This window comes from Prosthecobacter sp. (assembly GCF_029946185.1).
In the GTDB taxonomy this organism is placed as follows: domain Bacteria; phylum Verrucomicrobiota; class Verrucomicrobiia; order Verrucomicrobiales; family Verrucomicrobiaceae; genus Prosthecobacter.
Window position 1 is genome coordinate 1 of sequence record NZ_JAQSEA010000128.1, and the last position, 4,028, is coordinate 4,028.

The 4,028-nt window shown below is 59.2% G+C and carries 6 protein-coding genes and 1 pseudogene; 2 read left to right on the forward strand and 5 right to left on the reverse strand.

All coding sequences use genetic code 11. The features are described from left to right. On the forward strand, nt 1-156 hold a 156-nt coding region (locus tag PSV43_RS10655), incomplete at its 5' end, for a DUF1501 domain-containing protein (RefSeq protein ID WP_300196580.1). A gap of 14 nt (nt 157-170) precedes the next feature. Here the strand turns inward: PSV43_RS10655 and PSV43_RS10660 are convergent. From PSV43_RS10660 to PSV43_RS10670, 3 genes are read right to left on the reverse strand one after another with little or no spacing between them, the layout of a single operon-like run. Then, nucleotides 171-698 (reverse strand): DsrE/DsrF/DrsH-like family protein, encoded by a 528-nt coding sequence (locus PSV43_RS10660; RefSeq protein ID WP_300196568.1) that lies wholly within the window; start codon nt 696-698, stop codon nt 171-173. A gap of 19 nt (nt 699-717) precedes the next feature. Next, on the reverse strand, nt 718-1,029 hold the full coding sequence (locus PSV43_RS10665) for a TusE/DsrC/DsvC family sulfur relay protein (RefSeq protein WP_300196570.1): 312 nt from the start codon (nt 1,027-1,029) through the stop codon (nt 718-720). 21 nt (nt 1,030-1,050) lie between these two features. Beyond that, nucleotides 1,051-2,277 (reverse strand): FAD-dependent oxidoreductase, encoded by a 1,227-nt coding sequence (locus tag PSV43_RS10670; protein ID WP_345784661.1) that lies wholly within the window; start codon nt 2,275-2,277, stop codon nt 1,051-1,053. An 89-nt stretch (nt 2,278-2,366) separates the two neighbouring features. Between PSV43_RS10670 and trxA the strand changes: the two genes are divergently transcribed. Next, nucleotides 2,367-2,825, forward strand: coding sequence for a thioredoxin (gene trxA / locus PSV43_RS10675; protein WP_300196574.1), 459 nt, complete (start codon nt 2,367-2,369; stop codon nt 2,823-2,825). A gap of 4 nt (nt 2,826-2,829) precedes the next feature. Here the strand turns inward: trxA and PSV43_RS10680 are convergent, their stop codons facing one another. Together PSV43_RS10680 and PSV43_RS10685 are read right to left on the reverse strand one after the other, a co-directional pair. Next, nucleotides 2,830-2,955, reverse strand: coding sequence for a hypothetical protein (locus PSV43_RS10680; protein ID WP_300196576.1), 126 nt, complete (start codon nt 2,953-2,955; stop codon nt 2,830-2,832). Nucleotides 2,956-2,971: 16 nt separating this feature from the next. Then, nucleotides 2,972-4,028: pseudogene (locus PSV43_RS10685) on the reverse strand (hypothetical protein); the annotation flags it as partial.

Consider the following 4,028-nt stretch of genomic DNA (forward strand, 5'->3'; position numbering starts at 1 on the left):
ACCGTGGTCGAAAACAAAGTCCACGTGCACGACTTCCACGCCACAATCCTCCACCTGCTCGGCTTTGATCACGAAAAACTCACCTATCGCCACGGCGGCCGGGATTACCGGCTCACCGATGTGTTTGGCAATGTCGTGCGGGACATTCTCGCCTGAGGCTGCAGCCTTGGTCAGGTGAAAAGAATGTGCGTTCCCGCACCGGCGGACTCCTCGTAAAACTGACCCACGGTCAGCACCGCATCCACGCGGTCCATCAGGTCTTCCTTCTTCAGCTTGAACATGTCCATGGCCAGTTTGCAGGCGAAGATCTTGCCACCGGAGTCGGAGATGAGTTCGAGAAATTCGCGCACGGGCGGGATGTCGAGCTTCTCCATCTCCTTGTTCATGAGGTGCGTGGCAAAGGCGGAGACGCCTGGGATGGCTCCCACCACCGTGGGGAAGGGCATCGTGATGGGCAGGCCGAGCATGGGCATGGCCATGTTCAGCGCGGCATTGCCCACAGTGGAGACTTTCAGATGGTCCAGCGTCTTGTTGGCTAGGGCGTTCAGGCCGAAGAAGGTGAAAAACAGCGAGGCCTCGATGCCTTCCATGCGGGCACCGTTCGCCATGATCAGCGCGGGGTAAATGCCATCCAGCGAGCCTTTGCTCACGATGATGGATATTTTCTTCACGGGTTGCTTGTCGTCCGGGGTGCTCATGGTCGGGAAGGGTGGGGGATTAAATGCAGCCGACGGGCTTGGGAATGCCGGCAATTTTTGAGGACTTCTTCAGCGGGCCGCCGGGGAAGAGATCGTACAGCTCCTTCGTCGTCACCACGCCGCTTTTGCCCATGCTGCGGATCGTGAGCGAGGCACCTTTGGCCTGCTGCTCACGCAGGTAGCGCACCACCTTCATGTGGGCATCCGTCAGCGCGCCGATGCCTTCCTCGGTGGCGATTGCGGCCGCGATGGCTTCGTTCCATTGGGACGCGTCGGTGAGGTAGCCCTCCTCGTTCACGTCCACTTCAGTTCCTGCGATGGTTTTTTTCATGATGGTTGGTTGGGTTGATCATTACGCTTCAGCCGGCTTCTTCTTCTGGCGGCTGATGCCTGGCAGCGGCAAGCCACGAAGAAGGACGTTCCAGTAGATGTGGCGGAAGGCCAGCTTGCCCCAGTGGTTGATGCGGCTCTCTTCCAGCAGGCGCATGGGGCCGAAGGCGAAGGGGAAAGGACCTTCGTGCGGCTCGTACTCGTAGCTGAAGTCAATCAGCAGCGCCTTGCCGTTGCCAGATTCGATGAAGCAGTTGGAGTGGCCGTCGAACTCCTCCTTGAGCGGCTTGCCTGCGATGTAAAGCAGAATGTTGTCTGCAAGAGTCTCGCTTTCAAAGTGAGCCACGGAGCCCGCTTTGGATGCGGGCAGGTTCGTGGCATCGCCGATGACGAAGACATCCTTGTATTCCACGGACTGTAGCGTGTGCTTTTGCGTGGCGATGAAATCCAGATCATCCCCCAGAGCCGAGCGGCGCACGGTGGCATCTCCCATGTTCGTCGGTGTGGTGACGAGCAGATCATAGGGCACCTCGCGCCCATCGAAACAGACCAGCTTGTTGTTTTCCTGATCGACTTTTTCCGCCACGAAATCGGTCACGAGTTCGATGCCTTTGTCCCCGAGGAGATGCCCCAGCTTTTTCGAGGCCTTGGGCTTGGTGAACGCACCCGACAACGGGGTGACGTAGGTCAGTGTGACCTTGTCTCGGATGCCCTGCTCGCGGAAGAACGTGTCCGCCAGGAAGGTGAACTCCAGCGGTGCCACGGGGCACTTGATCGGCATCTCATTGATGTGCACCACCACTCGCCCGCCGGTGAAGGTTTTGAGCTTCTCACGCAGCGCCCGTGCACCATCCAGGGTGTAGAAATCATGTACATTCACCCGCCACTTGGGCCCCAGCATGCCCGCCGTCTCTTCCGGTGCCGTGCGGCAACCAGTGGCGACGATCAGCAGATCGTATTTCAGTGTGCGCCCGTCCTTGATCGTGACGGCATGGTCTTCGGGGATCATTTGATCCACCTCCGCCTGCAAAAATTCGACGCCACCCGGAATGAAATCACGGGTCTGCCGGATGATCTCAGTCTCCTCATATTTGCCGAAGGGCAGGAAGAGCAGCCCCGGCTGGTACAGATGTTTTTCCGAACGGTCCACCACCGTCATGCTCCACTCGGATGCGGGCAGCCGTCTGCGCAGGTTGTTGGCCATGATGGTGCCGGCCGTGCCGCCGCCAAGAATGAGAAGATGCTTGATCATGAAGTGTGAGTAGGTTGTGTTACCATTACGTCTATATGCGCGTATGCGTATATACAATAGTTAATCTCCACCCTATCTTGTCTTTTATGAGCCTCCACCTGACCGCCGATGATCGCGGCATCATCCTGCCCTGTCCCGCCTGCGGCACCGCCAACCGCATTGCCTATGCCAAAGCCGCCCAGCAGGGCCGCTGCGGCACCTGCAAGGCTAAACTGCCCCACGTGGCCGAACCTGTCGAGATCACCAGCGCGTCAGATTTCGCCGCGCTCATCACGCAGAGCACGCTGCCTGTGGTTATCGACTTCTGGGCCCCTTGGTGCGGTCCCTGCCAGATGATGGCCCCCGAATTCGCCAAAGCTGCGGCGCTGGCGGCAGGCACTGCGATCTTCATCAAAGTGAACACCGACGAGCGGCAGGACATCGCCAGCCAGTTCCGCATTCAGGGCATTCCAGCCTTCGCCTTGATCAAAGGCGGCAAACTGGCCTCCCAGACCTCCGGCTTTCAGCCTGCAGACCGTCTGCTGGCATGGATGAGGCAGGCCTGATGCCTTACTTCCGCCGAAACTTCACGAAGTAGTTCTCCTTCAGCACATCCGTCACCGCGTCGATTTTCTCAAAACCGGCGGCGGTAACTTCGGCTTCGAAGACTTCCTGTCCTGCGCGGACATGGCCCATGACGGGCGACTTCGTTTCATCGCGGTCCGGTGGCGTAACGGAAGTTAAATCGCGCATTCGGGGCGGTGTCGCCTTGGTCGAGGAAGTCGATGGCTTCGGCAGTTGCTGGCACGTTGTCGGTCCATTTGAAATCGAAGCGCAAAGGCTTGCCGGGGACGAAGCCAAGCACGCCACGTTCAGCGGCTAGGTGCAGCTCGTTGGTGCCGACTTGCAGTTTTGTAGTGCCGATGGTTTGCCACGCCTTGCCGTCCCAGCGTTCGATGCTGGCGCTATCGGAAGCTGGGCGTGTATGATTGAGGCGGTAGTCATAGCCGTGCCAGCCGGTCTTGGTGTTTTGATCAGTGTCTAGCAGCAGGACCATCCAATCGGCATGTGTGGCGGGGGTGAGCTCTTCTCGAGTGCTGACGTGGAAGAAGCAATGCGTAGCATCTTGGGCGACGTGCATCGTGTCCAGATCGTTGCGACCACTCTTGTTCGTGTAGCGGCCTGCACCGGCCAATCCGTCTTGATCACGATGGGTGGTGTCGTGCAAGTCATCGCGATAGACGGGCTTCACCTCGGCCCACTGCGCAAAGGCGCCGGGGATGGCGAGGGTCTTGGCGGGGGATGATGCAGGTAGCGGGCGTGCGCCTTTGTAGCGGCGGATGTTGGCGACCATCTGCCAGTAGTAGTTATCGCCGAAACCACCACGCATCGGCTCGATGTCGCGACTGAACTCCTGATCGTAGAGATCTACAAAGAACGTCTCACCCGCTGGTAGCACGCGACCTTGGAAAGTCATGGTGCCATCCGAGAGAAAGCGCTGCGCCACCCATTCGTTCCAGCCAGTGATGAAGATAAACTCAGGGTTTTGCGGCAGGGCATGACGCCATTGCTCATCAAAATAGAGCCCCTTCTCTGGGCGACACTCAGCTGGCGCGGGCTGGCGGCTGTTGATGAAGCTGCGCCCCATGTTGTTCGTTACGTGCTGGCTTACGCCCACTGGCACGCACTCGGCCCTATCAGGCGCTTCATGCCAGCCCGGCAACTGCGGCGCAAAGTCCAGCCACGGCCACTTGTCCTTGCCATCGCCG

Excerpts from the sequence above, each read along its gene's own strand:
- PSV43_RS10660 (WP_300196568.1), bottom strand. The coding sequence starts at position 698 with ATGAGCACCCCGGACGACAAGCAACCCGTGAAGAAAATATCCATCATC.
- PSV43_RS10665 (WP_300196570.1), bottom strand. The coding sequence starts at position 1,029 with ATGAAAAAAACCATCGCAGGAACTGAAGTGGACGTGAACGAGGAGGGC.
- trxA (WP_300196574.1), top strand. The coding sequence starts at position 2,367 with ATGAGCCTCCACCTGACCGCCGATGATCGCGGCATCATCCTGCCCTGT.
- PSV43_RS10680 (WP_300196576.1), bottom strand. The coding sequence starts at position 2,955 with ATGGGCCATGTCCGCGCAGGACAGGAAGTCTTCGAAGCCGAAGTTACC.